Origin of the sequence: Bradyrhizobium pachyrhizi (assembly GCF_001189245.1) — a bacterium.
Classification (GTDB): Bacteria; Pseudomonadota; Alphaproteobacteria; order Rhizobiales; family Xanthobacteraceae; genus Bradyrhizobium; species Bradyrhizobium pachyrhizi.
On the sequence record NZ_LFIQ01000089.1, the window covers coordinates 1 to 25,324 of the forward strand.

Genomic DNA, 25,324 nt, shown 5'->3' on the forward strand with positions numbered 1-25,324 from the left:
GCCACCGCCAAACGATCCGCTTCCCATCTACAAGCCTCCGCGCCAATAAGCCGATGGATCGTGTGGGTTGTGGTTCTCGATCCAGGGGGCCGCCCAGGACAGCTCTCTGAAACGAGTCCAGCTTTCCGGATTGCTTCCACCCTCGACGCTTGCCAGCCCCGCGAAGCTTAGCGCGACCAACTGCCTGTCGGAGTTCGACGCCACCTCCGCCAGGGGTTCGAACGATTGAATATTTTGCGCGAGTTGGAGCCTCATTCCGGAAAGGTCGCCTGCACGCTCAAGCTCGCGCGCCGCCCAAAGACGAGCCTGTGCAGCGTAGCGCTTTGCCCAAATGTGAGATTCCAGAAATTTGAGTTTCCGGAGACGGGCTGAAAAAAGAGCCTGGTCGAACGACGCATCCTCGCGCTCTACTGCAAGTCGGAACAGACGCATCTCGGCAATGCGCTGACATACGGCATGGCCAGCTGAGCGGGCGAGTTCGATCGTCCCTGTCAAATGGTCGCGTGCTGCGACCCAGTCGTTCTCGATCTCATCGAGCTTTGCCATGCTGTACGCCGCTTCGGCGCCGAGCGCGTTGAGCCCATGTCGCCCAGCGATATCGACGGCACGTAGAAGATGCCGCCGCGCGTCAGCGCGCTCCACGCCTGACGACCGGAACGGCTCAAACTCAAATAGGCATTCAGCTAAGTTGCGCAGCGTCGCAACGAGCGAAGCGGCGACCACAGCCTCGTTGGCTAGATCCAACTCACCAAGAACGGTTATGAAGGTCGCTCTCGCCGCCTCGGCGTCGTGGTTAAAATAAAGGTTGAGCCGGGCGATATTTCCTTTCATGTCACGCGCGCGATCTCGGAGTTGTGTATCCGCTGGAGCTTGAGCCATCGCTCCTTCGATCTGCTCTAAGGCATTCTGGGCATAACGCCACATTCGCTGCTGCGATTGCGCTGTGCCTTCGGCTTTTGCAATCTCGGACAGAAGTGACAATCGTGTAGCGTTCAGCAGGGGGCTGTCCGCCTGTATTGCGTCAAGCCAAGGCAATGCCTGTCGCAATGTTTGCCGTTCAACGAGAGCGCTTGCGACCTCAAGCAATATCCGGGGGTCGATTGCGTCCCAGCGATCCCTTGCTAACTCCAATGCGCGTCCCAGGCGCAGCCATTCGACAGCGCCCCAATCGCCGGAAAAGCGAGCAGCGAGCGCATTGACGAAGTCGACGAGTTCGATAGCGCCTGCCCCTGCAAGATCACGCACTGGTGCGAACAGATCGTCACTCTCGATCAATGCCGGTACGCTCTGCCGCGCCTCAAACGCTCGCCGGTGCGCGCGCGCCATCACACTTGCTGAGAGTGCGGAGCGAACGATATCCCTGGCGCCAGGCGCAAGCACGACCCCGCTCGGCATGTCAATCGTGAGCTCGGCGGCCATTTCCGCAGTCGCTTCGCCTGTGATCTGTGCAAGGGCCTCGCGCTTGGCAGGCCCATCCAGAACCGCAAGGAGCGCGAGGGTTGCCGGATAGCGTCCGATGGCATCACGTGCGATCTGCATGATCGCCTCCGTATCGACCCGATCAAGTGTCCAAAGTGGCCTTTGCTCCTGATTGACGGAGGCGTAACCAATCACGACCGTCACGTCGGCGCCTGCTTCTTCGAGAATGGCCCAAGCTGCGGTGTCGCTCGCCCTCGGTGGCGAACTGAAAATCAGCGCGATATCGGGAATGCCAAGCAGCACTTCCAAGCCATCGAGATCACGCATAGACAATTGCCGCAGTGCGCGACCGATGACCGTCTCACGCTCGAGCCCGTCAAGCTTTGGCAGCATCGAGCCCGCCCACTCGGCGAGCCGAAACACGAAAGGTCCGCCTTCCCTTAAGCGGACAAACATCGTCGGCCTGGATGACAATGCTGCAATTGTACCAGCGATCTTGGCAAGAAGCGCCGCGAGCGACGGCTCGTCAGTTCCTGCAACATCTACTCTGACTCGCCGATCTCGCGCCCAGCGGCCGGCGGTCTGCGCCACGTCGTTGTCGGGTGGACCTAGTGCGATGCCGGGATCGTCCGCCGCCACGCGCGTCAGTTTTACGGCAATCAGTTCCGGCGGGATATCGTTGGCTCGCGGTGGCGTCGGACCAACAACCGTGCTCCATACGGCCGGCGCAGCCCAGTCGATAAGGGATGAAGTACCGCCCTCCCGGGCTCGGCGTGCCGTCTTCCTTGCCACCGCCGCGGCGAGTTCAAGTGGAATTTTCCCGCTCAGACTTTCGATCAGCGAGGCGGCGACGATTTGACCAAGTTGCGGTCTTATCCGTGCTCGCATCGCAAGCATCGCTCGCGCGCCACGCGCAGCGAGAATCCTGAATGCTTCAGGGCCGGCCGGCCCGGTGTCGTGGCTGGGCGCTTCACCGATCGAGCAAGCTATAAATATCCAAGACGTCGGAAAGGGATTCCGATTGGCTGCGTAGCCGGCCAATTGGTCCAGCGGTAGCCAATTGCCGCACTGCGGGCCTACCCACACGGCTGGCGTTGGACCTGCCCGACCGTGACCGAAGTAGAACACTACATGTGGGTCGGCATTTGCAAAAAAGTCGCTCCGGTCTTTATCAGAGGCCGCGGTTGCAAGATCCAATGTTGCGATAGCGTCGGCGTCCACGATGCGCGCCTGGACCTGGGCAGACGCGGAAAATGCGCTTTTCAACAAGGTCAGCTGCTGGTCGCGCGCGAACGCCGGGTCGTTGCCCTCGTGGCCGACCAGCAGGGCTACCCTCAGCGGACCAGCGCGGTCGACTGGCGCCGCTGTTACTGTTCCATCGGCGCGAACTGGATGATAGTCGAGGGCACGATCGATGAATCCTCGCTCGAGCGCCTCCCACGGCATTTGGTCGGCAATCTTCCCACCAGCGATCGGCAAGATGCCTCCGGTTCGGCCTTTTGCCAGGACTGCTAGTCCCTGGACGACCTTATCGATGCCCTTGATGGCATCGATCCGAGCGCCGACATCACTGGCGAAAAGGTCAAGGTTACGCCCTCGCCACCACCACCAGGCGTCCAGATCAACTGGAGTCATGTTTGGCTCTGGCCAGCTGAGCTGTGACGACAGCCACTTCTCCTCGATACGAATTGAGCCCGCGGGAAAGGGCATACGCTCGGCGGCCCTATTCTCGAAACAATTTTTTAAGCCCAAACAGAATGAGGGGTGCAACAAGCGTCCAAGCAATCAGAAAAAGACCTGAGCCTCGCTCGTCCCAGACACCGAGTAATTTGAAGACGTCCCCGAACGAGTAAACCCAAAGCACGAAAGAAAGCGTAGACATGATGACGGCTGACCATTCGGCGGGAACGCCGGCGGCCATGTCGGATGTCATCCACCGACGTAGACCGAAGACTGCCGCAAGGCAGAAGATAGTCCATCCGGCCCACCAGACGATGCTCGACGGCGGGGGGCCTTGCAGGATAGATTTACCTGCAAGGTAAGCCGCGACGACCTCTCCAGGCACAAGTTTGGCAACCGCTACCGCCCACTTCTCGACGCCGCCGCCCGTGTCCGCAGCTTCCGGTCCCAAACTCTTCTGATTTTCATGTCTTTCGACACGAAGTGGTGCCCCCCGCATGCTCGCCCCCTCGGTGATACCACTACTTTAAGTTGGATCGATGCAAGTGAAAAGGGCATTCTTCGGCCGAGTCTATAGATCTTGCTTTGAACTAGAAGGCAGCGTCACGACAGCATCATCGCTGCGAGAGCAATGCCGCAGATCGGTGTCGCAAACAAACCTTCTTCAGTGGTTCGCTCTACCACGTCAGGAGGCGCCAATCCCTTGGAGAGCAGTCACTCCGAGCTCTTCTCACGGCGGGATAGGTGAGTGCCGAGAAGCGGCCTCCGCGTCGCCATCTTCGTAGAATTCCCTTCTGCCCCTGCAATTCGACAAGGTCATGTCCAACCTCGACCCTCCGAAATTGACAACGCCTCTTTACGATCTGTCCAAGCAGCCGCGTGATCATAACGACCCGAAGGCCGGCGTGCGGGACGGTTTAGCAGCGGCACCCGGGAACGGGACAGTGATAGCAATTCCCGCGGGCGAGCCCCCCGTTCCGAGTGCCCCCGGCGAGGAGGACTTGATGTCTTGCGGTATGGGATCGTAAACTCGAATGGGCGGAGGTCCTCGTTTCCTTCAGGGGGCTAGGTGAGCGTAGCGTGCAAAGCCCATTCCGCGACAGCGGACGCACTGGGCAGGATCGGTCTCTGGGGCAAAGATCGTCGCACCATTGCGCAACTGAAGACCGGGATGCGTTCGCGATAACGCGCTAGCCCTTGACAAGAAGCAACGAGTCCTTGCTCTGCCCAAAGAGTTGGTTGTGAGAAGCTCGAAGCATCTCCTGATTCAGCTCTCCGACCTGTGCCGCGGTCAGACTCGCGGACGAGAAGGCGGGCTGCTCATTGGCTTCCGTCAACAGAAGCGCTGAACGCGGAGAAACCGGATAGTAGAAACAGAGTTCGGTTGGAGGTCGGACGCCATCGCCACGTAAGTTTATGATTGGCTGATCCCCGGTGATGAATGGCGTATTCGTATTGTTATCGAGCAAGACCAGCTTTCGCTGCTTGCGTTCAAGAAAGAGGCTCATGCCGATGTTGAAGGCGAACATGGGACTCATGATGTCCCATATACGTGCTAGCTCCTTTCCATTGTGGCGCTTGACGCGGTCGATCGTCCTTTCCTTCACGCCCTTCGTTCGCATGGTCTGCATACAGATGAAGTGCAAAAATGTAATGCATTGAGCGTCGATTTCGTAGAACGAAAGGTCGCCCGCCAGTATCATGTCGAGGAGCGGCAAGAACCGATTTTCGACGCCTGAATGATAGTCCTCCAGGGCATTGGTTTGGTGGACATCGAGCAGTTCCTCGATCTTATCGAGGTTGTTAAGCCGATGCCGGTTTTGCTCGACAAAGCGGGCGGGCCCCACAAGATTTACGAGCAGATCCTCGTGATGCCGCTTCGCAAGACGATTACCGGGATCAATCACCAGCATCTTGATCAAGGCGAGGTCGTCGTCAGTCAGCTTCTGCAGCTTGTAAAAGTCGCGATCCACGGCAACGCTGTTCGTGCCGGTGGCAAATATCGCGCCATCTCGCAAGCAATAGAGCAGATCGTCAACCGTCCACGACTTCAGGTAATGCTGCCAAACGTGGTGCTGTCGCCGCTTCTTCATGATCGGGGGGCCGCCCGGGAGTGCCAGATTCTTTTGTTCTCCACAGGTTGTGCCTGTGAATAGCCGGGATAAACCGGTCGATTAACGCTTGCCCACCGCAAGGCATGGTCAACTTATCATTGACGATTCGGGGAGGACCGCCAGCTTGCGACTGGCGGCCCCGAATTGCCCGCGCAATCCAGCCGGACTGCGGGCCAATTGCTGATGTTGACAGCATCCGCATTACATTCGGTCACACCCGACGGGTCAAGTCCGGCTTTCTACAGTCGAAAGAAAGTCGAATGGCTAGCTACAAGTACGGAACCTATCTCTCACAATCGACGCACGAAGCGTTTGATCAGGACCACGGACCTGGCTCGGCAGCTCCCTATGCCGGCATCTACCGGTGCATGGGATGTCACCGCGAAATCGGTATCGCATCGGGTCACATCCTGCCGCCGCAATCTCACCACACGCACACGACGGCGCAGGGCTCGATCCGCTGGCGCCTGATCGTCTATGCAGACCACAATCCGAAGTGAGCATCAAGAAACGAAGTCCGGCGAAAGTCGGACTTCTCACTTCCTACCGAAATGACAGGGTGCTGTATCTTGCTCACTCAGACAAATCACGTCGCCAGCCGCGAAGTCCAAGTCGCCGCCAGCAGCCGCGTAGCGGCCAAACATAGCCCCCAATGTCCTATTCTACGACGAGCACCTAGTCGACCTGTACCGTTGGATCTGCTGGATGTATCGAATGGGGTGAAGATAGAGAGACAAAGGGAAAGTCGCATAGCAATCTGGCCGTCACGTCCTTCAACAAAAAACGTCGCACGACACCCATTTTATTCTCGACGACCGCTCCGCGAAGGTCTTGGAAAATAAGGATTTTCCAATGGTGGGCGCACCAGGGCTCGAACCTGGGACCCGCTGATTAAGAGTCAGCTGCTGATCGAGAACAATCAATGACTTACTGGTCGCACCACTGGGCTTATCCGGCCGAAGATGGGCATTCGTCGCACGGCTTTGAGACGCCATTGTCCGAGCACAAGCCGCAGACAGCTTCCGATCAAACTTCTATCGCACCAGCAATGGCAATCGCATTTTCGACTGGCGTGAAGATGTCCACATTCGCCCCCGGCGCTCTGATCGTCACGATCAGCGCATAGCGCGCAGTGCTATCGAACCGCTCCAAGTACGGCTTTTCCTTCCACCAGCCACCGACCGGAAAGACCCCAATCGCATCACGTTCGGCGAGGTCAGCTGCGCTTCCAGACCAAAAATCAGAATGCACCGATCCATTATCGCGAAACGTGCCGAGGAGCCAATCCTCGCCACCGCCGGGAGGCGCCCCCTCCTCCTCATCCCGTGCCGCCTGATTGATGCGGGCTCGGAACTCGGCGACCGTCTCGGTCGCGGACCTCACACGGAAGCGAAGACCATGCGAAGCGTACCGATGTCGCCTCGTCCACCCACGCTCTCCAGGATTGGGGTCGATGAAGTAGGACAGGGTCGCTCGTAGCTCAACCTGCGCGGCACCAAGCGCGGCCAGTTGCTCCTTCGGCCAAGGCAGGCGATGCAGTTTCATGTCACGGGTCTTGGCGGCGGCGCTCCCTTCCCGCTGAAACGGTTGGAGTTGATCTTCGACGATGAGCGTCAGATCGTTCACCGTCGAGAGGAGCGCCCGCCCAATATCCGGGACTCCATAGCCATAGCGGCGTACGAGTGCCTGTATTTGCCCCTTCGCGCCGTTGCATGCGTCGATGCGGGCGCGCATCTGCGGCGTCCACTCGGCGGAGTGCACGATCAAGGCGCGAACCGTTTCGGGCCATAGCGCTGGGCGCGCCGCCAAGATTCGTCCCGCCATCCGCGCGGCGTGAGCGGTGGCCGCGCTCGTGTCGCCGAGAGTTGTGAAGTGACGTAGTTCCGGACGGAAATACGTCGTGAGGATCTGCAGGTCGTCGATCGGTTCGCCGGGCAGCGCTCCGTCATGCGCGAGGTTGCCACCTTCGAAGACGACATCGGGTTTCACAGGCCATTGCCGGTCCCAAACGACAGAAGTCCTGCTGCGCGGCGATAGCTCGCCGGCCGAAGCGATTGGCGCGTAACCGGCAAACTCAGGATCGATGATATCCACTTTCTCAGTGTACGCACCAACCGTCAGCGCGTTCCACGCCTGTGCCGGATCGTCGACCGCCTCGAGGTCATTGCGTGTGAGGTGATCAGCAGGCGTCAGATCCTCGGCGATGTTTCCCGCGGACAGGATGATCAGGCGCCGCTGGTCCTGCTCAAAGCAGAGTTGGTCGACCGCCGCCGACCACGATGTCGGCCGGCCGCGCGCCGGGTTTGCGCTGGTGACCGCCATGGCTATGGCGCGGCGCCGCACCGGCGCCTGGATTTCCGCGCGAGCAATCGCCTCTCCGGTGATCGCACCATAAAGCTCGGGATCATTCGCTTCGTCCTCAGGCGGCAAAATACGAACGCTCTCGAGACGATAAGGCAAGACAATCGGATCGTTTCCGACGAGCACAGGGACAAGGTCGCCATAGAGCCCGACACCGGCCATCCGCGTCCCGTGACCTTGCCACGCTGGGGTGTCGTCGCTGCCCCAGGCGGGCTTGATTGTGTGGCAGTCTTCCGCGGCAAGTGCGGGTTCGATCAAGGGATGAGTTCGACGCACACCGCTGTCAAGAACACAAACCGCGACATCGTTGTCCGGTGGCGTCACGCGTTCGAGCAGTTCATCACTCCAATCGCGCTGCTCGGCGCCACCAAGGCCCATGAAGAAGGATGGTGTATCCTTTGCGCGCCGCAACTCGGCCACGACATCGCTGTGAGCAACGAGCCGATCCAGCGTTGCTACGCTAGCAAGCGCAAGCATGACCTCTCGCTCGGGAAACTTGACGGCATGCGTGCGGAGGGTAAGATTTAGCGCTTGGGCAATGCGCTCGAAATTCTCCCGACGCCCTTTGCGCAGCCAAATCTCCCACCAGACCTGTTCGTTTGGTTGCTGTGGGAAAAGCGCATCGTCGTCGGTGTATAGCGAACGTGCCGTCGCCAGGCGCATGGTGTCAATCCGCGACACTAGCGGCTCGTTTCGCGGCCTTCCCTTCTTGGTGTCAGAGTCGCGATAGGCCTCGACTTTGCGCAGATAGTAATTCTCCGCTTGTTGCGGAACGAAAACCGAAGCGCGCAGCGCCTCCCCTTCTCCTGCCGGTTCGTGAACCGCGACAACTTCCATCTTTTGCCGTCGATCGGCCAACTGATCTAGAGCGATGCGCTCGCGCACAGGCAGTTCGATATCGAGATAAAACCCAGGCAGGCCGACGGCCAGGTTGGGGTCGCGAGCGGCGATCTGTACGCGAGCCGCCTGAATGGCCTGTCCAACAGCCTGGATCAACGCCGCTGCATGGCCTGCGCGATCGCGTTCAGGGACTGCAGGCGGTTCGATTTTCTGCTTGGGCCGCCGATACGGCTCTCGAACACCATTGTCGCGAAGATGGATATGGGGTCGGTCCCGAGGAAAATCGTCTGCCATTACAACCTGTGCTGTCGCTAATCAGACAGCGAGGCCCGCCGGCGTTCCATCAGCGCTTGAACAAGCGCCTCCGATGTTATCCGCTTCCCGCCCCGCAAGAGTATCGTTTTGGCCGCGTCGTCCGCAGCTCTTACAATTTCTGCCTGAGATAAATTGTGCGCCTGCTCGACGGCCTGGCTCCACTCGACACCGCGCGTGTCAAAACGGTCGAGGCGCGCCTGCAGCAAGGCTTGAGCCAGAAGCGGATCAGGCAACGCATATTCCATGACATCGTCGAAACGACGGAAGAGGGCCTTGTCCAACAGCTCGGGATGGTTGGTCGCTGCGACGACGAGGCCGTGGCTTTCATCCTGCTCCAGGAATTGCAGGAACGAGTTCAAGACACGGCGAATTTCGCCAACGTCTTGGCGCTCGCCGCGCCGGGCGCCAATCGCGTCGAACTCGTCGAAAAAATAGACCCCGCGTGTTGCCTGCATGGCGTCGAAGACGAGCCGTAGCTTTCCAGCCGTCTCGCCCATAAACTTGGTGATCAGGCCATCCAGGACGATGGTAAACAACGGGAGGTGGAGTTCGCCGGCCAAGGCGGCCGCCGTCATCGTCTTGCCCGAGCCAGGCGGTCCCACCAGCAGTAATTTGCGGCGCGGCTTCAGACCGTGCTCACGTAGGTTCTGCTGCTGCCTCTGCTCAATCAGCACACGTTCGAGCCGAAGCCACAATTCGTCCGGGAGAACCATGTCGGTCAGCCGCAGGTCCGGATAACCGGCGTGCAGCAGCCCGGCCAATTCGCCTTTCGGCTGGACCAAGGGAACTGGCCGCGCCGTTTTGGTCATTGCAGCGCCGGCTATTTTGGCCTGGTCAATCAGCTCTTTCAGTTCCTGCGCCAGCTTGCCATGACCCTGCCGGGCCTCATGAGCGGCAAGCTGCATTGCGGTGGCGAGGAAACGCTCCCCGTCACCGGCAATGTGGCTCTTCAGCAAACTGACAATGTGACGAGCGGTCGACATGGGTCTTCAGTCTAATTGATCAACGCCGGCCAGGTTGCATTTGCCAGCGTTGTCCACGTTAACGTTTTGATGACCGATTGTATCGGGAGTTCGTGTCTATTCCCTTGCGATTCCTCAGAAATCCCGACCAGTAGCTAGAAAGCCTTAGCATTTCTGGCGGTGCGCGGCCAAGCGTAGTCGTCTCGCGCCCTGATGTCGCGGTCCCGTTCCGCTAGACTCCATTATCCTTCCGGCTAGCCTCGCTGCCGGCTGGTTTAATCACGATCTCAGAGAGTGTCGTGACCAAGTTCTCTCGGCTGGCGAAGGCAATGTGGGAGCACAACCGGTGCACTGGCACCATCGCACGCCGCAGAAATCCCTCCGGACGCGCACGCGCCGAAGTCCAAACAGTCAGGTTGGGCAGCGGATACCGCCCCTGCCGCAAGCCATTTTGGCGAATCGGCGAAAAGACGTCAGCACCGCCATAGCGACGCCCGATAAGCGTTTGAAAATGCTACCGGTTTTTATTCACTTGCGGCGAACAGCCTCGAACTTAAATTCGTGGTTGATGGCGAAGCGCAACACGCGAGCTGCGCCGCGCAAGTGGACAGCGCTCAAGAAGAAGAAGAAGGCGCCTAAGGGGCCTGCCAAGAAGACCACAAAGAAGCCGGGCAAGGGACGCACCTCCCCGGGCCACAGCCATGCGCCCAAACGGTCACGTCAAAGAAAGCCTACGGAACTGCTCGCGCGTGCTGGAGGCAGTGCGACGACGGCGGGCGTGAGCTTCCAAGCATCCGTCGGCGCAGTTTTCGCGGTCCAGATGCTCGCCGAAACCACCATGGATAGCCGCCTCGGTCTGGGTGGCGCGAAGCCCTGCGGCATCCGGTTTGAGAGCGAGGCTGCCGTAGACGATTGCGGGATCGAGACCGATGTGGGTGGCTGGATATTCATCCAGGCCAAGACCGGCGTCACGCTCTCCAGCGCGGCCGACAGCGATCTGCGGAAGACCGCGGGGCAGATGGTCCGCCTCTGGCACAGCGTCAAAAAGGGCCGCGGCAAGAAAGGTTGGGACCGGCCGCTTGATCTCGCGAAGGACCGCTTGCTGCTAGCGACGGGCCCAACGTCGAGCGGCAGTGTGACCCGTGACCTCGCTCGCGCGCTCAACGCGCGCCGAGCGAAATATACCGCGCCGTTGCCGAACGCGCAGAAGGACGCACTGGCTATCTTCGTCAAAGCGCTGAAGGCCGAATGGAAGGCGCTTACGAAGGAAACTGCCCGCGCGAGCGACATTCAGGCCATTCTACCTTTTGTCATGGTCGTCGCGTTTGATATGGCCGGCGCCGATCGCGCGGCCGCCATTGCTGGAGCGGGCCATCTCGTTACCCGCGCAAGCACCGGGGCCAACGCCTTCATTGCCATCGAAAAGCATTGCCAGCACCTCATGGAAGCCCGGCTTGGCGATGGCGCGACGCAGTTTCGGGCTGCGCTATCGGCTCTGGGCGTTTCTCTCAAAGCGCCGCCGCGTTATGAAGCGGATGTGGCGCAACTCGCCCGCTACAGCGAGGAGACGGGCCGCCGGCTGGCGGAATACGAGAAAACGACCGTGTCCGGCGTCGACATCACAATCCCGCGGGACGTCGCGCAGTCAGTCGCGGAAGCCGCACAGAACGGCTCTTTCCTGGTTATTGGCGAACCGGGCGCCGGCAAAAGCGCGGTCATCAGCGCCGCCGCGGCCGCTCTTCGCGAGCAAAAATATGACGTCATTGAGCTTGCCGTTGACCAGTTGCCGGTTGCGTCTGCGGAGGGAATGCGTCTCGAGCTTGGGCTCGAACACCGCGTCATCGATGTGCTGGACAACTGGCCCGGGGTAAAACCGACGTTTCTCCTCATCGATGCGCTCGATGCCACGCGCGGCGGCGCTGGCGAGCATGTCTTTCGCAGCTTGATTGACGCCGTAGTCAAGCGACCCTCTTCCCGCTGGAGGGTGATTGCCTCAATCCGGTCGTTCGATCTTCGTATGGGCGAGCAGTTTCGTCTCTTGTTCAAAGGAGCGCCTCCCACAGCCACCTATGCCAGCAAGGATTTCGCAGATATCCGCCACATCGCGGTACCGCCGTGGAATGATGCAGAGTTTGCAGCGCTGCGTGCGAAGGCACCGTCGCTGGACCAGGCGATCACGCGCGGCGGCGAGAAGTTGCGCGATCTGGCGCACGTCCCCTTTAATACGCGGCTGCTTGCCGAACTCATCACAAATGGCGCCACGCCGGAAACATTCAATAGCATCGCATCGCAGGTTGCGCTACTCGCGCTTTTTTGGCGCAAGCGCGTAGAGCAACATGGCAGCGGAGCCGAACTCTGTCTTGGCGCGGCGGTGGCCGAAATGGTGGCCGGTCGAACCCTGCGGGCGCGGCGCACGACAGCGGCGGCGCCGGATCCCGCTGCTTTCGATGCCGTTCAGAAAGACGGCGTCGTGATGTTGTTGTCGGATACTCGATTGATCGGTTTCCGACATCATATTCTGTTCGATTACGCCGCGAGCCGGCTCTTTATCGATCCGCTGCATATTGCCGCAACGGTCGATCGCCTTCGAAATGACCGCGGCTTGTCATTGATGTTAGCTCCCGCGATTGGCTTTGCCTTGCAAGCCCTTTGGGAGAATGGCGACGCAGGCCGTGAGGCCTTCTGGGCCGCGGTCTGTCTTTTTGCCGGACGCACGGGTGTTGACCCTGTGGCGCGCAGCATTGCGGCCCGCATCGCATCGGAGCAGCCCCAACGTAAGCATGACCTGCAAGGTTTCCTGTCTCTCATGCAGAGCAGCGCCAGCCGAAAAGAAGCCGCGGTTGCCTTCGCGCACGTTGTCGGCTCCATCGTTGTGCGCGTCGACGACAGCCTTCCCGTCGCCGATGCAGCCTGGTGCCACTTCGCCGCACGCATTAGCACTGACCTTGAGGGGATCGCCTGGCCACTCCGTACGCTGCTGACGCGCTTCAGTAACCGCGTCACCGATCCTGCCATTCTGGCCGATCTTGGTACCGCCTCACGCGCCCTTTTTTCCTACGCCTTCGACCGTCCTGCTGCCGCTTCGTTGCTGCCGATCGCGATCGAGCTGGTTGCAGATAGTTATCGCTCGGATGCCATAGTATCGCGTGCACTCTTATCCAGGACGCTTGCGCCCGCGCGCCTCGAAGAGCACGCGCATGAAGACATTCCCGCCCTGACGCGACAGGCGAAGTCACTTCTGGACGCCGATCCTGATTTCCTGGCTGAGATCTTCGGGGTGGTGTTTGGCTACAGCGTCAGCGACGACAGCGAGACATCCATGGGACCGAGCCAAATCCTTCCGCTGATCAGCAACAAGCGGCAGGACTACGATCACGCGAAATGGGCCTTGAAGGAGGTCGTGCCGCGTTTCCTTGAAGTGCAGCCGGAAACGGCCATCCGCGCCATAAGTTCGGCCCTCGAAAGCTACGCGCGACGAAAATATGGAGACGTCCACACCATCGACGTTTCCGCTGCGGGCGGCGCATTGACACTCATCGCGGATCACAGCCACATCTGGGCCTCGGACCCGAACGATCGCCATGCGCATGCGGAGAACGCGGGCGGTATCCTCCTGGCTTTCAAGACCCGCCTTGAAACGGTGGGCGATGACGACGCGCGGGCGCTCGCGCAATATGTCATTCGCCATGCGAAGCCCGCGGTACTCTGGGCGCGCCTCTTCCTCGTCGCCGCCAACCGGGCGACGGTTCTGGGCGAACTTCTCTGGCCTTATGCGAGCGAAACGGTGATCCTGCGGGCATCGGACACGGCGAAGGATGCAGTGGACCTTGTCGCGGCCGTCTACCCCCTGATCAATCCCGCGGAACGGCAGCGGTTTGAGGACCGCGTGTGTGCCATCACGTACCCGGAGGCCAAGGATCCGGAACGGTCGCAACTGGCATTTCTGGGCCGTCTCTTTGGCACCGTTGGCGCGAGCAATCTCGCCACCGAGCAAGCCCGCGGGTTTGTCGAGGCGGCCGTAGCCAAAGACATCTCGATAGAAAATCGCCGAACCTACGAGTTCGGAATAAGGAGCTTACCGGTCGAGCCATATTACTGGCTTCCGAAGGACGTCGACGTCAAAGCGCCGGCCAATGCGACCCTGCTCCGCCTCGTCGAGGTAATGGATGAGGGAGGTGGCGATCTGCCGAGCCGGCTGGCCGCGGCTGAGGCCGTGGCGGCAGCCATCCGTGGTGCCGACGCCGAGGGGGTCGCGGCGCGCATCACGGAGCATGCCGAAGATCAGCTTGGCTATGCGCTCCCCAAGCTTGCGCGCGAACAGGATGCGTTGAGGAAAGACCCCGCGATGGCGGCGCGGCTTTGGTCGCTGGTATCGCCGATGCTCACGCATACGCGGCCCGAGGGCATACCCGGCAAAGCGGCAGATCGCGGACCGCGCGCGTCGGCAACCGATGCGGCGCTGCGCCTTTGCACGATCTCGCAAAAGATGGCGGATAGCATCTTCCAGGCGATCGAGCCCATGCGAGACGACCCGAATGCGGGGGTTCGGTACGAATTCGCTAATCATTTCGGATGCCTTTGGGAATTCCGGAAAGGCGATCTGTGGCAAATCGCTGAACAATACGTCGCGAGCGCAACCGACAATGCCGTCCTGCACGCTCTCACAGGCTTCCTTTGCTGGGCTATCCATCACGACACAGAAAGGGTTGAAAACCTTGCATTGAAACTTCATCCTCGTGCTGGGGACGAAGAGGACGTGCATGGCGACAGCCTCGTGGAAGGTATCGCGAGCATCGTCACCTTCTTGTGGACACGGTACGAAAGGCCGCGCGCCCACAATCAGATCCAAGCCTGGCTGGGTGAACCCGAAACATACGGCAGCGAGCTCGGGCGTGTTGTTGCAAGCATGCGCGGTCACATCACTGGCGGCTACCGGTCGCAGAAGCCCGCCGAAGTCAAACTCCGAACGCATATCCAGGCGTTGGCCGGTGAAGTCGTAGCACGAGCGGCGGCCTGCCTGGATGATTTCTATGCCAGAGGCGATGCCGAGCTCAGTGAAACGGAGCACAAGCGCGTCCGCGAATGCGCCCGCCTCATCGATAAGGTTGGCGATCAGCTCTATTTCTCATCGGGCGCATCCGCGGAAGGCAGCGAGGACGTACCGTTGGCCGCCATCGAATCCAAGCGAGCATTCTTGCGCGATGCGACACCGATCATTCACCGCCTCGGCGAGGTAGGCATCCCGCATACGATCTACTACCTTATTGACCTGCTGAATTTCCTGCGCCCCGCCGATCCGGAAGCCGTTTTCGACCTCATCGCGCATGCCCTCCTCAAGGGCGGCGCGCGGAACGGCTACCAGTTTGAATCGCTCGCCATCAACCGATTTGTGACGATTGTGGGTTTCTATCTGGCAGACCACCGCGACATCTTTGCCAGCTCCGAGCGCCGCGAAAAGCTGATCGCCTGTCTCGACATATTCATGGACGCGGGCTGGCCGGCGGCGCGGCGCCTGCTTTATCGGTTGCCCGAGCTTCTGTGATGGGGGTCGAGGCCCGATCAAGCCGTTGCAGAATTGGCATGGCTCTGTAAGCTACCCAACGTTGTACTACCCCTTTCGCACGTCTTCCTCCTCTATTTGTTTCAGCAAAGCATTCAAGGAGCGCTCCATGCCGAGTTTCACGGCCCCCGACGGCTCACCGGTCAGTATCCCAGGACCAACCGTTGTACGCATACGCGACGCCTATCCAGAGGAATCCACCGAATCGAATGCCAAGTGCCGGATCGATCACCCGGGTGTGCAATTCGTCACCGAAGACTCAAGCGCTGTCGTTCCTGCCGTGAAGTCCGAAAACACCCATTTAGGCCAGCTAACCCTGCCGAACGACAAGCCCGTGTGGTTCAACGGCGCGGTTTCGCGGGGACCGATTCGTCTTGTCAGCGGCCATCCGCCCAAGGCGCAGTCGGCGCTCTACATCACCGACAAGATCCAATACGTGACCGAGACGCCGGAGGCGGTCAGAACCGCGGTCGCGGCTGCGGGTGGCAATGCTTTGCCGATCCCCACCGAAGGCTTCTTTGCGACGATTGCAAACGTATTCAGCAAGTTCAGCGCGCCACCAGCGGTATGGGACTGACGCAGCCGCCCCTGATGGAAGTTGTTGCTGCCGCCGCTTGGATGACCGCATGGCACTGTTCAGCAAGCTGTTTAAGGGGGAGCCGATCTCTTCTTGAGCCGTGGTGCATAAAACTGCGCACGGGAGTCGAACCGACAATTCGTCCGAGCTGCCGCTCTGGCCTCAAGTCCTCTATCGCCTTCATTTTCTTGATTTTTGAGCCCGACAGCTCTGTTTTCCTACCGGAGGACATAACTCGCGGCGTTGCGCCCTTGGTAATCCGTCAAAGCCTGCCGCACGTACGCGATCTATCGCCGGCTTAGAAATGGTCTCTGAATAGGTTCAAATCCTGGAGGCGCAACCACCGATACCGACACTCGGTCCAAGTTACGATCTGACCGCGCGGCCTGCGCCTCAAACGTAGCGAGCCCCCTCCTAAGCTTTTGACTTCTCTTCCCGAGTAGCCCTTCGATTACACGCACTAATGTTCCAAAAAAGGTCTCCTCGTTCGTCAGAACAAAAGTCCGACGGCTTGCTTCGAGCGGCTGAGCACCCAGTCCTCACGATTCGGACGGGGCCGCCGCGGCGGTGGCAGGAACGGCGGTCCCAAGCGCTTTCCGGCCGGCGGGAGGCCGGTAGATGGAAATAAAACGGTTGCGGCCGCCTTTAGGGTCGGAATCAAGAGCGATTAGCGGAACCTTACCGCTGCTTCATGCATGAATACTGATCTGGGCAGGGACCTGATGAGGAAGACCAGCATGGGACAGAAACGCCGCCGCTTCAAACAGACCCAGACCCTTGAAGAGCGCCTAGCCAGAGAGGCCAGTCGACTACGCGAGGAAGCGAGGACGCTTCCTCCAGGAATTGAGCGGGAGGCGGTACTCGAGAAAGCCCGACAAGCTGATACAGGTGCACACGTCAGCGAATGGCTTCAGTCGCCCGGTTTAGAGCCGCCAGATTGATGCGTTAGCATCTCCGATGTAAGGCCACCGATTGTATGTAATGGCGGAATCGTTCGGCAATAAATTTACGGTCGTCAAAGTGACGGCAGACGACACCAAGACGCAAATTTGGATTGCGCGAGCCAAGCCGCGTCAGGCGCTAACGTTGGTGCTTGCTGCCGTTCCGGAAGGCTGGACTGCTGAAGTTCTGGATATCGCGCTGACGTCCGAACGGCAGAAAATGTTCGAAGAGCTCGATCTTCAGCCGGGGGATGTCCACAAGATTGCTGAGTAGTGCCCGTTGCGTCGGGTGTCGCCCGACGCAGCGTTGGATGCTCGATCACAGGATCGAAGCAGTCTGTGCTGTTGTAAGAGCGGCCTGATCTTCCGCCGAAAGCCCGACCGGATGCGAATAGGTTCGCCGCATGCGGTGCGCGTGCGGGAATCAAGACGGCTTCCCTCCATTTTCGGACCTCGGCCGCCGGTCCAGCATCAGCCTCACGGCCAAGCTTGCTGTCAGCAGCAGATCGAGCAGCGTCACGCGTGAAGAAATGATGACAGCACCACCAAGCTTGCGCCGTCGAGGCGGCATCACACCTCTGCGTCCTGGGAAAGCGAGATGATCACGCCTTCGGCATCGCGAAGATCAAGTCGGCCATCCACATCCTCGTCCTCGCGATCAAGGCTCGATGAAAGCACGAGACGCCCCCTGAGCGTCCCCTCTTCAAAATTGAGCGACGCCGGGTCGTTGCCCAGATTGAGCGCAACCAGAAGCCGATGTCCGCTGTACTCGCGAATGAACAGCAGCAGGTCCCCACGCGCCAATATCGTCCGATAAGAGCCCTGAAGCAGCACCTGGTTACTGCGCCGAAGTTCGATCAGCCGCCGGTAGAGCCAATAGATCGATCTTTGGTCATGCTTCTGCTCGGCCGCATTCCGTTCCCGCCAATCATCGCTCAGCGGAAGCCACGGTTCAACTGCCGAGAAACCCGCATAGGCACTCCCGTCCCATTGCATCGGCGTGCGACAGCCATCGCGACCGAGCGCATGATCAGGAACGCTGGTCGCAACCGGATCGTGCAGCCGCTCGAGCGGAATAGCCACCTGCTGCAGTCCGATTTCGTCTCCGTAGTAGATCGTCGGCGTCCCGCGCAACGTCAACAGCAGCATCGCCCCGAGCCGCGCCTGCCGAGGGCCGATGCGTCCCGCAATCCGCGGCCGGTCGTGATTGCCCAAGACCCAGTTCGGCCATCCACCGGTGGGCAATGCCGCCTCGTAGTCCGCGATCAGCTTTGCGAGCGAGCCGGCCTCCCACGGCGCGCTGAGCAGCGCGAAATTGAACGGAAGATGTACCCCGGAAAGGTCACGGCCATAATAGGCCACGAGCTTTTCGATCGGGAGATAGATTTCGCCGATCAAGAGACGCCCAGCAAACTCATCAATCACGCTGCGCATCTCTGCAATCACCTCATGCACTTCCGGTCTGTCGGCGGTATAGAGCGGGATGACGGCGTTGTGCGGCGGACTCCCCGCCCCGAACGCAGGGTTGACAGGATTGTCGCGAAATTGATCATCCTTGATGAGGTGCCAGATCACATCGACGCGGAAGCCATCGATTCCGCGTGCGAGCCAGAACCGCATCACATCGTATATCGCCGCGCGGACTTCCGGATTGCGCCAATTCAGGTCGGGCTGAGATGCTAGAAACGCGTGATAATAGTACTGATCGGAAGCTGGATCGTACTGCCAAGCGCTGCCGCCGAAATCTGACAGCCAATTGTTTGGTGCTCCGCCATCCGGCGCTCCATCTCTCCAGATGTACCAGTCTCGCTTCGGATTCGCGCGCCCCGCCCGGCTCTCGGTGAACCAGGGATGCTGGTCAGACGTGTGGTTCGGGACGAGATCGAGAATCACCTTAAGTCCCTGCGCATGCGCGGCCTCGACAAGCCTGTCGCAATCCTCCAAAGTTCCGAACAGCGGATCGATCGTCTTGTAATCCGAAATGTCATAGCCGAAATCGGCCATGGGTGAACGGAAGACCGGCGACAGCCATATGGCATCGACGCCCAATTCCGCGAGATATGGAAGTCGGTGGATCACGCCGGCCAGATCGCCAACACCGTCCCCATTCATATCGTGAAATGAACGCGGGTAAATCTGGTAAATTACGCCGCGCTGCCACCAGCGTGCGTCTGTTTGGCGCTCCAGTTTCATAATGAACCGTGCCCTCCGGCCGTTCTCAGGCCTGTTTTGACTGTAGTTTCCGATTAATCGTTGTTCGAACGAGCCTCCTGTTTGGGCGGACGTCACAGGCAGAATCGCCATACATGCGCGAGGGCAGAGCGGAGCAGGGTACGAAAGTGAACATGCACAAACGCTTCCAAACTTGCTGCTGCAGAATGTCGGGCACTGGCACGACAAAATGCCGGAGCGCCTGTCCATCTGCTCTCCGCCCCGGCTCGGATTCGATCCGCAAAGAACTGGATACGCCAGCGGCGGTTCCTAATTGATCTACGTTGTTCTTCCGCGGCCGGCGAGCTATTGCGTGCGACGATTTTCCTTGCGGAAAATGCTTCGCCGACGGCACCGCCATCGACAACTCTCTGGGAATTGCGGTCGATCAGTCTTCGCGGGGCAGGACGTCTCCATGAAGATGCTGCCGGCACCCGAAATCTCTGGCCTTCGCACCCGCAACACGGCAGGACCGACGCGGCAGCGAACATTCCATCAAGATTTTCTCGGGTCTCAACCAGCAACACCGTCGAAAGCTCGAAATCAATCTAAAATCGCGACCAATTGAAGGATAGGTCAACGGCAGGGTGCCCGCGCTCAACTGCGGTGAGCGATCGGAGCAACTTCCACGTCTTCGCGGCGTTATTGAAGCTGCCGGCTGCAGCGCAACTTGCCGTGGCTGGATGCTAGCCGGACCGATAGCGGCAGCCAGTGACTTGTGGTGACGCGTCGTCCGGACAACAGATCATGCTCGATCTCTGGTACAAAAATGCTGTCATCTACAGCCTCAACGTGGCCACCTACAAGGATGGCAACGGCGATGGAATTGGCGACTTCAAGGGATTGACCGAGCAAATCGACCACATGGCTCAGCTCGGGGTGAACTGCCTATGGCTTCTTCCATTCTATCCAAGTCCCGGGCTCGACCATGGCTATGATGTCACCGACTATTACAATGTAGCCCCGTCGCTCGGCACTCTCGGCGACTTCGTCGAATTCAGCCACCAGGCGAGATTGCGCGGTCTGCGGTTGATCGTCGATCTGCCCATCAACCACACCTCCGAACAACACCCGTGGTTTCAGCAAGCACGCGCGGATCCCACTTCGCCGTATTGGGACTACTACGTCTGGTCAAAGACGGAGCCGGAAAGCAGCACCGCGGATCTCGTGTTTCCCGGATTCCAGCTCAGCGTATGGACTTACGATCTCTCCGCGCAGGCCTGGTACTATCACAGATTTTATCAGCATCAGCCTGATCTCAACATCGGCTGCCCGGCGGTTCGTGACGAGATCTTCAAGATACTGGGCTTCTGGCTCGAGCTCGGAGTATCCGGATTTCGGATTGATGCCGCGCCGTTCGTTGTCGAGGAGATACGCCCCGATCGACCGGCGAAGCACCGATACGAGTTCTTCGGCGAGCTTCGCGATTTCCTGTCGTGGCGTAAGGGCGATTCGGTTTTGCTGGCCGAAGCCAACGTTGCTCCAGGGGAGTTCGACCATTATTTCGGAAATGGATCCCGCATCCATCTCCTGTTCGCGTTCCTGCTGAACCAGCACCTATTCCTCGCGCTTGCGCGCGAAACTGCCGAGCCCTTGCGGAGCTGCCTGGCCGCACTCCCACAATTGCCGCAGTTCGCGCAATGGGCACAGTTTCTCCGCAACCATGATGAGCTGGACCTCGGACGTTTGACGCGTGAGGAACGCGACGACGTTTATGCGGCGTTCGCCCCTCGCCGCGAGATGCAGCTCTACGGGCGCGGAATTCGTCGTCGCCTTGCTTGCATGTTGAATAATGATCGGCGGCGGATCGAGCTGGCATTCAGCCTGATGTTCAGCCTTCCCGGCACTCCCGTTGTTTACTATGGCGACGAACTCGGGATGGGCGACGACCTTATGCTGCCGGAACGGTGGCCTGTGCGGACCTGCATGCAATGGAGCGACGACAAAAATGGAGGATTCTCCGCTTCCTCGGGCCGTTTGCTGCATCACATGATCGGCGACGGCGAATACGGCCCGGCGAAGGTGAATGTCATCGCGCAGCAGCGTGATCCGGACTCGTTATTCAACTGGCTGCGGCGCTTGGTCGAAATGCGCCAGTCCTGCCCGGAAATCGGATGGGGCGCGCTAACTCTTCCTGAAAGCGATTGCCCGGCCGTGCTGGTACAGCGCTTTACCTGGGAAGGAAAGTCGATGATCACCGTGCATAACCTGTCGCAAGCCCAATGCAATCCCAGAATCAACGATCTTCCAGGCGGACGACGGCTGACCGATGTCTTCGGTAACCGGATCTATGCGTCGAAGGCCGAATCCGACGCCGCGATCGAACTCGATGGTTTCGGCTACCGGTGGTTCAGGATCGACTAGGTGCTTGCTTGAAAATAGCTCAGATCGCACCGCTAGCTGAAAGCGTTCCGCCGAAACTCTATGGCGGCACGGAGAGAGTGGTCGCCTGGCTCGTTGATGAGCTCGTCGAGCTTGGGCACGACGTCACGTTGTTTGCGAGCGGCGATTCGAAGACACGCGGTGCTCTCCACTCCGTTTGGCCTCGTGCGCTTCGCCTCGGCCGGCCGCGGGCAGATCCCAATGCGGCCTTGGCGGTCATGCTGCAAGCCGTCTCGCAGCGAGCGCATGAGTTCGACGTGATACACGCACATATCGATTGGTTGCATTTGCCGTTGCTCGGCCGGTTAAGCGTCCCCTTCGTGACGACGATGCATGGCCGGCTGGATCTACCGGGCTTGCCGGCCGTTCTTCGCGAATTTCCGCAAGCCCGCCTCGTTTCGATTTCGGATGACCAGCGCATGCCGCTGGCCGGCGCCAATTGGCTCGGCACGGTGTATCATGGATTGCCCGTTCAGCAATTTCGGCCTTCGTCGACTTCCGGATCGTACCTGGCCTTTCTCGGTCGCCTGACCGCCGAGAAGGGACCCGAGGATGCCATTCGTATTTCCCGCGCCGCGAGAATGCCGCTGAAGATCGCGGCGAAAGTCCCGCGCGCCGAAACAGGTTATTTCAAGCAACGCATCGAACCCCACGTCGACGGCGTGCAGGTCCAACTCGTCGGTGAAGTGAACGACATGAACAAGCAGGCATTCTTGGCCGAGGCCGCAGCCTTGCTGTTCCCAATCAAATGGCCCGAACCGTTTGGATTGGTGATGATCGAAGCCATGGCATGTGGCACGCCGGTCATCGCCTATCGGTCAGGCTCGGTGCCGGAGGTGATTGATGAAGGCGTCACCGGCTTCGTCGTGGACAATGAACACCAAGCAATCGAAGCCGTCTCAAGGATTCCCGAGATAGACCGGCGGCAGGTTCGCGACCGATTTGAACAGCGCTTTACCGCCAAGCGAATGGCACAGAATTACGTGCGGCAGTACCAGGAAATGTTGCAGAAATGATGAAAGTACCGCTATGCTCACGCCGTCGCGGATGCGGATCTATTCTTCGCAATCAAGACGCTGGCGAATGGTGAGAAGAAACCGGGTGAGCCCCTCGTCGGCAGCCATATCGTCGGGCGGCCCGATTGTCGTGATGCCCCAGTTCGCCAGAACGGCCTCCTGCACGGGATTGCGCTGTGCCACGAATACGAAGGATTTCGGCCGGTCCTGGCCGTGACCTGATTCCTCCCATGTTTGCCAGATCCGATGCAGCAGAAGCCGGATGTTCGGATCCGACATACTGTACCCGATGAACAGAAGCGTGCTGCCCAGCGCGTCGGCCCGAAAACGAACATCGAGCGGCGAGTTGAAGGCGAGCCGATTGAGAAAATCGGTTTCCGTCAAGACCAGTGCGCCATCATCGTCGAAGTCGCCGTGAAACTTGATAATGTGAGTGATACCCCTAGCGGCGCTCGCGATCTCCTTGGCATTGCAGATCTTCGCGTAAGGTCTTCCCAAGACATCAAATGCGGTCTCGAGATTGCGGTCGTAGTTCGTGGTGTAGATGGTCGGAAAATTGAGTTCAACGATCACCTGGTGCAGTCGAGAGGCCGCAATCCTTGCAGGATCGAGGCGCCAGTTGCGGTCCAGCCAGCTCCGGAGCGGGCCAATGCCTCCGCGTTTCAAGCGATAATACTCCGCCAGCATCTGGTAGCCGCTGTGCATTCCATCAATGACATCGGGCTGAAGATGCAACTCATCGAGCAGGTGGTCGATCAGCGACTGCCACGAGGGTAGGCCAACTGCCATTGAGGCGCCGGCGCCGACGAACAGGATAGCGCTCCGCCGGCGTATTGCGGTCGCCAGGATTTCATCCGCCGGCGGCTCTTCATTGCGCAGTTCGGTCCCGTTCGCGGACATGCAATTGAAATGACGGAGATCCGGCTCGGTTCCTAGCGATCGCCAGCGAGAGGCGCGGATTCACGCGACGACTAGCGAAGCTCGGCGTTTCGGGAGCAGTGGCCGAACATATTCCGGCTCAGGGTGGCGACGTGATCTCGACTGGTGGATGTGCTGACCTCAACTAGCAGCCCTTGCAGATACTCTTGATCTTTCGATCGACGTCGGAGTTCTGCGAGTTCTCGGACCGGATTTCGGCGTCGCCTCTCATCGAAGGACCCCGCGTGACGGTCCCGTCAACCCGCCCGCTGCTGGTGCCCCCAGCTGGATTGCCAGGGCGTCCCACGGTGATCGATCCACGCGGTCCTGCGCCGCTCGATTGAGCCGAACCGGCCGCGGAGCCTGCGCCGCCGCCGCCCTGCGCACAGGCAGCGCCGACCGCAGAGCTTGCCAGCAGAGCGGCCAGCAGCAGACTTGACATAGTCCTGTGCATACTGTGTACCCGCCGTTCTTTGATCGTGGTGGACATTCGGCTTCCACATGGCCTCCCCCGCCCTCACGAGGGCAATGAGACGCCATCGATGTCGTTCCTGCCTAGCGCCTAACCGCCTGACATTCCCTTCAGGCAAGGGGCGGCCTCATACCTCGTCCAAGCGTTAGGCCTGCTTGAATCCGACTGCATCAAGCGGACTTTCAAGTTACCCAACGGGCCGCCTTACTAGCGCTAGCGCCAGAACAGCGCAAGCAGCAGGATGACAGGTAGCGGAATCCCCAAGAGCCACAATAGGGCGCCTCTGCCGAATGTCATGGTCAATCCTCCTTTCTAACCTTCAAGCCGCAACCACGTCGGCGGTTCCAACGGATTGGAACTTACGTACGAATTTGATCTTGAATCCAAAGTCGTATTTGAGGAGGTAAACATGGCTACACGCGCCGTACCGCACGCCTTCTTCGCCTGGACCTGGTCTCCGGTTCTGGCGGGTGTATTTGCTTCATTGGTCGTCCAAATCCTGCTGACCATGCTGGGCTTTGGCATTGGTCTGCTCGCCATCGACACTCCGACTGCCGCCTCCGCGCCTGCGAGCGCCGGCTGGCCCGCCTTCGTGTGGTGGGCGGTTTCCGGCATTATTGCCGCGTTTATCGGCGGCGCCATCGCAGCCGCCAATTCGCCCGATCAGAGCGGTTTGGGCCGCGTCGGACATGCCCTGGGAGCGTGGGCAGTCGCGACCGTCATCGTGGTAGCGGCAGCAGCGATGATACCTGCCTCGGCTGGCAGCATCGCGGGCAACCTCGCCGGCCCAAGCTATGAGGCGCACGCCCGCATCGCATATTATTCGAACAATCCGGCGCGTGAAACCGTCGGCTCGACGAGCAGGCAGGGAACGCAAGCTCAAATGGAGGAGGCGCGCAAGCACCTCGCCTATGCCATGCTTGCCAGTTTCTGCGCGCTCCTGTTGGGCGCCGGCGCCGCCTATGCCGCCGGAATGGCAACCACCGCCCGAGCGGTCGAAGATGCCGCAAGGCCGGTTACTTGAGGCCGCTTAGCTATCTGGCGGACTGCCGTTACGGCCGGTCGCCGCTACCACATCTTGATCGCCTAGGCCGAGAGCTCTGCCACGACGATATCGTCCGCTTCCTCACCGCCAATTGGTCGGCGGAAGGCGGCGACACCAAGCTCACACAATGGCGCTTCGCAAGGGCGTCAACTGCAAGACCGCAAGCTGACGGAGGTACATATGAGACGGACGGTAATAGCAATTGCGTGCATTTTGCTGGCGACGCCAGGACTGGCACAGTCTGTCAGTGAGAAGACCGGTGTGAATTCCGTGCTGGGGGTCAGCCCCTCGACGCCGGATTTTGTCAAGCAGGTCGCGATATCGGACATGTTTGAAATCGAGTCCGGCAAGCTCGCACAACAGAAGGGCAATGCAGCTGAGAAGACGTTTGCTTCCCAGATGGTAACGGACCACACCAAGACCAGCACGGAGCTGAAGGGAATGGTCTCCAGCGGCAAGGTGAAAGCCGAGTTGCCCAGCGCGCTCGATTCATCGCATCAAAGCAAGCTCG

General features: G+C 59.8%; 15 protein-coding genes and 1 tRNA gene. 8 read left to right on the plus strand and 8 right to left on the minus strand.

Going from position 1 to position 25,324, the window contains the following annotated elements; translation table 11 throughout:
- Positions 1–27 precede the first annotated feature (27 nt).
- The 3 genes from AKL29_RS21375 to AKL29_RS21385 all read right to left on the minus strand — a co-directional run bounded on the left by AKL29_RS21375 (position 28) and on the right by AKL29_RS21385 (position 5,192).
- Positions 28–3,054: a serine/threonine-protein kinase gene (locus AKL29_RS21375; protein WP_152977698.1), complete on the minus strand. Its 3,027-nt coding sequence runs from the start codon at positions 3,052–3,054 to the stop codon at positions 28–30.
- 88 nt (positions 3,055–3,142) lie between these two features.
- Positions 3,143–3,598 carry a hypothetical protein gene (locus AKL29_RS21380; protein WP_152977699.1) on the minus strand — a complete coding sequence of 152 codons (456 nt, stop codon included), beginning with the start codon at positions 3,596–3,598 and terminating at the stop codon, positions 3,143–3,145.
- 691 nt (positions 3,599–4,289) lie between these two features.
- Positions 4,290–5,192 (minus strand): DUF4238 domain-containing protein, encoded by a 903-nt coding sequence (locus tag AKL29_RS21385; protein WP_050385514.1) that lies wholly within the window; start codon positions 5,190–5,192, stop codon positions 4,290–4,292.
- A gap of 281 nt (positions 5,193–5,473) precedes the next feature.
- On the opposite strand from AKL29_RS21385, the gene AKL29_RS21390 reads away from it, so the two are divergent.
- A complete protein-coding gene (locus AKL29_RS21390; RefSeq protein WP_050385515.1) occupies positions 5,474–5,713 on the plus strand; it encodes a hypothetical protein in 240 nt (79 codons plus the stop codon).
- A 353-nt stretch (positions 5,714–6,066) separates the two neighbouring features.
- Here AKL29_RS21390 and AKL29_RS42105 read toward each other — a convergent pair.
- From AKL29_RS42105 to AKL29_RS21400, 3 genes are all read right to left on the minus strand, one after another.
- A tRNA-Ser gene (locus AKL29_RS42105) sits at positions 6,067–6,167 on the minus strand.
- Positions 6,168–6,239: 72 nt separating this feature from the next.
- Positions 6,240–8,708 carry a S8 family peptidase gene (locus AKL29_RS21395; RefSeq protein ID WP_050385516.1) on the minus strand — a complete coding sequence of 823 codons (2,469 nt, stop codon included), beginning with the start codon at positions 8,706–8,708 and terminating at the stop codon, positions 6,240–6,242.
- A gap of 17 nt (positions 8,709–8,725) precedes the next feature.
- Positions 8,726–9,712, minus strand: a complete 987-nt coding sequence (locus AKL29_RS21400; protein ID WP_050385517.1) for an AAA family ATPase — start codon at positions 9,710–9,712, stop codon at positions 8,726–8,728.
- Positions 9,713–10,259: 547 nt separating this feature from the next.
- Between AKL29_RS21400 and AKL29_RS21410 the strand changes: the two genes are divergently transcribed.
- The 3 genes from AKL29_RS21410 (at position 10,260) to AKL29_RS21420 (ending at position 17,043) form a co-directional block, all read left to right on the plus strand.
- Positions 10,260–15,233, plus strand: coding sequence for a P-loop NTPase family protein (locus AKL29_RS21410; protein ID WP_152977700.1), 4,974 nt, complete (start codon positions 10,260–10,262; stop codon positions 15,231–15,233).
- 127 nt (positions 15,234–15,360) lie between these two features.
- The gene (locus AKL29_RS21415; RefSeq protein WP_152977701.1) at positions 15,361–15,828 is read left to right on the plus strand and encodes a hypothetical protein; all 468 of its coding nucleotides are present in this window, start codon (positions 15,361–15,363) and stop codon (positions 15,826–15,828) included.
- A gap of 981 nt (positions 15,829–16,809) precedes the next feature.
- Positions 16,810–17,043 (plus strand): hypothetical protein, encoded by a 234-nt coding sequence (locus AKL29_RS21420; RefSeq protein ID WP_050385521.1) that lies wholly within the window; start codon positions 16,810–16,812, stop codon positions 17,041–17,043.
- 296 nt (positions 17,044–17,339) lie between these two features.
- Here AKL29_RS21420 and AKL29_RS21425 read toward each other — a convergent pair whose 3' ends face one another.
- Positions 17,340–18,962, minus strand: coding sequence for an alpha-amylase family glycosyl hydrolase (locus AKL29_RS21425; protein ID WP_050385522.1), 1,623 nt, complete (start codon positions 18,960–18,962; stop codon positions 17,340–17,342).
- 762 nt (positions 18,963–19,724) lie between these two features.
- Here AKL29_RS21425 and AKL29_RS21430 point away from each other — a divergent pair.
- Both AKL29_RS21430 and AKL29_RS21435 read left to right on the plus strand, forming a co-directional pair.
- Positions 19,725–21,344, plus strand: coding sequence for an alpha-amylase family protein (locus tag AKL29_RS21430; protein ID WP_430648886.1), 1,620 nt, complete (start codon positions 19,725–19,727; stop codon positions 21,342–21,344).
- An 8-nt stretch (positions 21,345–21,352) separates the two neighbouring features.
- Complete coding sequence (locus AKL29_RS21435; RefSeq protein ID WP_050385524.1) at positions 21,353–22,378, plus strand: glycosyltransferase family 4 protein; 1,026 nt, start codon at positions 21,353–21,355, stop codon at positions 22,376–22,378.
- A 39-nt stretch (positions 22,379–22,417) separates the two neighbouring features.
- Here AKL29_RS21435 and AKL29_RS21440 read toward each other — a convergent pair whose 3' ends face one another.
- Positions 22,418–23,278, minus strand: a complete 861-nt coding sequence (locus tag AKL29_RS21440) for an SIR2 family NAD-dependent protein deacylase (RefSeq protein WP_050385525.1) — start codon at positions 23,276–23,278, stop codon at positions 22,418–22,420.
- An 899-nt stretch (positions 23,279–24,177) separates the two neighbouring features.
- Here AKL29_RS21440 and AKL29_RS21445 point away from each other — a divergent pair.
- Positions 24,178–24,792, plus strand: coding sequence for a hypothetical protein (locus tag AKL29_RS21445; RefSeq protein ID WP_152977702.1), 615 nt, complete (start codon positions 24,178–24,180; stop codon positions 24,790–24,792).
- A gap of 201 nt (positions 24,793–24,993) precedes the next feature.
- The coding region (locus AKL29_RS21450; RefSeq protein ID WP_244482245.1) for a DUF4142 domain-containing protein at positions 24,994–25,324 on the plus strand (331 nt) is incomplete at its 3' end.

What these genes read in the sequence shown, in the direction of transcription:
- AKL29_RS21425 (WP_050385522.1), bottom strand. Translation starts at nt 18,962, where the DNA reads ATGAAACTGGAGCGCCAAACAGACGCACGCTGGTGGCAGCGCGGCGTA.
- AKL29_RS21420 (WP_050385521.1), top strand. Translation starts at nt 16,810, where the DNA reads ATGGCGGAATCGTTCGGCAATAAATTTACGGTCGTCAAAGTGACGGCA.
- AKL29_RS21375 (WP_152977698.1), bottom strand. Translation starts at nt 3,054, where the DNA reads ATGACTCCAGTTGATCTGGACGCCTGGTGGTGGTGGCGAGGGCGTAAC.
- AKL29_RS21395 (WP_050385516.1), bottom strand. Translation starts at nt 8,708, where the DNA reads ATGGCAGACGATTTTCCTCGGGACCGACCCCATATCCATCTTCGCGAC.
- AKL29_RS21410 (WP_152977700.1), top strand. Translation starts at nt 10,260, where the DNA reads ATGGCGAAGCGCAACACGCGAGCTGCGCCGCGCAAGTGGACAGCGCTC.
- AKL29_RS21445 (WP_152977702.1), top strand. Translation starts at nt 24,178, where the DNA reads ATGGCTACACGCGCCGTACCGCACGCCTTCTTCGCCTGGACCTGGTCT.
- AKL29_RS21390 (WP_050385515.1), top strand. Translation starts at nt 5,474, where the DNA reads ATGGCTAGCTACAAGTACGGAACCTATCTCTCACAATCGACGCACGAA.
- AKL29_RS21415 (WP_152977701.1), top strand. Translation starts at nt 15,361, where the DNA reads ATGCCGAGTTTCACGGCCCCCGACGGCTCACCGGTCAGTATCCCAGGA.
- AKL29_RS21400 (WP_050385517.1), bottom strand. Translation starts at nt 9,712, where the DNA reads ATGTCGACCGCTCGTCACATTGTCAGTTTGCTGAAGAGCCACATTGCC.
- AKL29_RS21385 (WP_050385514.1), bottom strand. Translation starts at nt 5,192, where the DNA reads ATGAAGAAGCGGCGACAGCACCACGTTTGGCAGCATTACCTGAAGTCG.
- AKL29_RS21440 (WP_050385525.1), bottom strand. Translation starts at nt 23,278, where the DNA reads ATGTCCGCGAACGGGACCGAACTGCGCAATGAAGAGCCGCCGGCGGAT.
- AKL29_RS21380 (WP_152977699.1), bottom strand. Translation starts at nt 3,598, where the DNA reads ATGCGGGGGGCACCACTTCGTGTCGAAAGACATGAAAATCAGAAGAGT.